Origin of the sequence: Halobacillus sp. BBL2006 (assembly GCF_000786645.1) — a bacterium.
Lineage (GTDB): Bacteria > Bacillota > Bacilli > Bacillales > Halobacillaceae > Halobacillus.
In genome coordinates this window covers 1-2884 of record NZ_JRNX01000467.1, presented here as the reverse complement: position 1 = coordinate 2884, position 2884 = coordinate 1, and the positions used below count along the sequence as shown (strand labels likewise).

Annotated in this window: 3 protein-coding genes and 1 pseudogene; all 4 read left to right on the top strand. The window is 40.1% G+C overall.

What is annotated here, in order from left to right:
* Positions 1-1204 (top strand): BCCT family transporter (locus LD39_RS13860; RefSeq protein ID WP_035548110.1); only part of this gene is annotated, 1204 nt, incomplete at its 5' end.
* 158 nt (positions 1205-1362) lie between these two features.
* Positions 1363-1497, top strand: coding sequence for a hypothetical protein (locus tag LD39_RS23815; RefSeq protein WP_255349890.1), 135 nt, complete (start codon positions 1363-1365; stop codon positions 1495-1497).
* 72 nt (positions 1498-1569) lie between these two features.
* Positions 1570-1872: a hypothetical protein gene (locus LD39_RS13855; RefSeq protein WP_035548104.1), complete on the top strand. Its 303-nt coding sequence runs from the start codon at positions 1570-1572 to the stop codon at positions 1870-1872.
* A gap of 315 nt (positions 1873-2187) precedes the next feature.
* Positions 2188-2884 (top strand): annotated as a pseudogene (locus tag LD39_RS13850) (hypothetical protein); the annotation flags it as partial.

Sequence of the window (2884 nt, the reverse complement as noted above, 5' to 3'; positions counted from 1 at the left end):
GACCTCTGTAGCAAACGATCCGCCTGCAGGAGTGGACCCAGGCTCTGCAGAAGCACTTCTTTGGGGGAATGCTTACAGTATGTTTCTTTGGGGATTCCAAGTTTTTGCTATTTTCGTCATGATCGCACCCGCAATGGGGTATATTTTGCATGTTCGAAAACGGCCGTTAATGCGGATTTCTGAAGCATGCAGAGTTATTTTCGGTGACAAACTTACCGATGGCTGGGCAGGAAAAGCCCTTGATATTCTCTTTCTTGTCAGTATTTTAGCAGGAGCTTCTGTTACATTAGGCCTGGGCGCGCCGATCATTACGCATAATTTATCTGCATTGCTAGGCATGGATGTGACATTCGGAATGACGATTATTGTCACGATCGTTTGGGTTTTCTTATTTTCATTGAGTGCATACTTAGGAATTGAAAAAGGAATCAAACGATTAAGTACGTGGAATATGTATTTAGCTGGGCTTTTTGCAATCTTCATTCTCATTGCCGGACCGGGTGTGTTCATAATGAACTATTTTTCAGATAGTGTTTCTTTCCTTCTGACAAAATACCTTAATATCTCGTTAAATACGGCGTCAGTACATGAAGGAAAAGCTTCACATATGCAAAGCAACACGGTTTTTTGGTATGCCTACAGTGCTACATGGGCAATGCTCCATAGTGTATTCGCAGCTAAAATCTCAAGGGGAAGGACCATCAAGGAAATGATTCTTACTTATCTTTTAGCACCTACCCTAATTTCATGGGTGGCTACTGGAGTACTCGGCGGTTTGGGTGTTCATCGATATCTCAAAGGAGAGCTTTCTGTTTTAAACCTTGTTAGAGAAAGTGAAAGGATGGCAGCCATACCCGAAATTCTTTCTACACTTCCGCTTGGAGAGTTTTCAATCATCGTATTCATTATCGTAGCCCTTATTTTCTTGACGACGACTCTTGATTCAACAACCTATACAGTGGCGGCTTATACAAGTACAAGAGATATGAGTAAGCATGAACCGCCGAAAATATTGCGAATTGTTATTGCGGCGGTGATTACAGTCATGGCTCTAATCCTAATGCGTATTGGCGGATTACTGCCGCTCGAAGTGATCTCAGGTCTCATGGGTCTGCCGATCATTATTGTTCAATTTTTACTTATCTATGCTGCGAAGCGGATGATCGATGTGGATCGAGCATGGCAGCATAATGTAAGAAGCTAAGTGTAGGAATAAAAACTAGTATCATCATTTAGTAGTGATAGAGCCTTTTTTACTAAACGCAGGCTGTTGTACGAGCATACCCCCTTTTATTTTCATAGATTATTAAATGTAAGAGACGTCCCTTGCAAAGTCTATGAAATGAAAGGGGAGGAAAGAATATGGCTTTAGTTGCTGTGGTTATCGCGCTGCTGTTTTTGTTGGCGTTACTAGTTGCTGTGCTCTTAGGCACTCCTGAACAACAGCAAATCGTTATTGATTGTTTAAACAAGATCCTGGGTACAATTAGTAGTTAAAGATTACCCATCTGGAAAATACTTGCTAAGCTAAGTGTTTTCCAGATTACTTATAAATAAGGAGAGAACAAGGTGAAAAATCAAGAGAATGGTAAAAACCAATCGACAGAATCCTCTCAAAAACTCCCCAATGTAGATATGAACGGAATCTGGAAACTGGCTTCAACTCTAATGAAAGATAATTCAATGATGAATGCTATGGCCGGGTTGAATCAGGGGGATAATCAAGAAGAAGGTTTAAATCTGATTAAGGTATTTAAGCAGTATACGGAAAACTCTACACAGCAGATAGAGGAATTAAAAGCCAAAGTTGGTGAATTAACAAGCGTCATAGAAGAATTAAAACAGAAAGTGGACTTTCATAAACAAAGTTAAATTGACTAACACCCTTGGGAAAAAGACGCTTCATGAGAATGGGCGTCTTTTTTTATAGATTTGACTAACTAATAGTTAAACGTATGAACGAATTAGAAGAGCTACAGTTATTGGCTTATGATCTGAAGCGTGCATTCCGTGACACTGATAAGATGATTGGGATGAAGCAACATAATAAAGCGGGTATTTTACTAGAGTCACTATTTTGAGGCAGTAATAATTGGAATATTTTTCATTTTTAGTGTATGTTTGTGAATAAGTCGGAAAATTCCGTCATTAAATCGTGTTTCTTAATAACGAAGGGGGAATGTTTAAGTGGTTCAACGAATTGCTACTTGTGCGATGATCTGTCTTCTGATGGTTATGACGGCTACTGGAACAATATTTGCAGACAAGAAAACCGAGTATTTTGTAAATGAGGCAAAGCTTCCATTCAAAGCGCTTGATGGTATAGAAACAGAACGATTGTGGGGAGTACATAATGGAGCTGGTTATAGAATAGAAGTTCCAGAAAACTGGAACGGTGATTTAGTACTCTATTCTCATGGATACCGTAACGCAGAAATTAAAGAATTAACCGTAGATAACCCTACTAACTTAAGGAAATATCTACTTGAAAGTGGATATGCTTGGGCAGCATCCAGTTATAGTAAGAATGGTTACGAGGTGAAGCAAGGAGTAAAAGACACTCACGCACTTGGTAAGTTTTTTAATGGAAAAGTGGGCAAGGCTGACTATACTTATGTCGTGGGTCATTCCATGGGCGGCCACATTACCGGAGTACTGGCCGAACAATATAAAAATGCTTACGATGGAGCTATGCCTATGTGTGGGGTCATGGGTGATAGTGAATTGTTTGACTTTTTTACAGACTATAACCTCGCTGCTCAAGCGCTCGCTGGGGTTCCCGTCCAGTTCCCAGCCCCTGCTGATTATCAAACAAATACCGTTCCTTACATTAAAGAAACGCTCGGATTGAAGACCAGAATGTTGACAAGTGCTGGGAAAAATC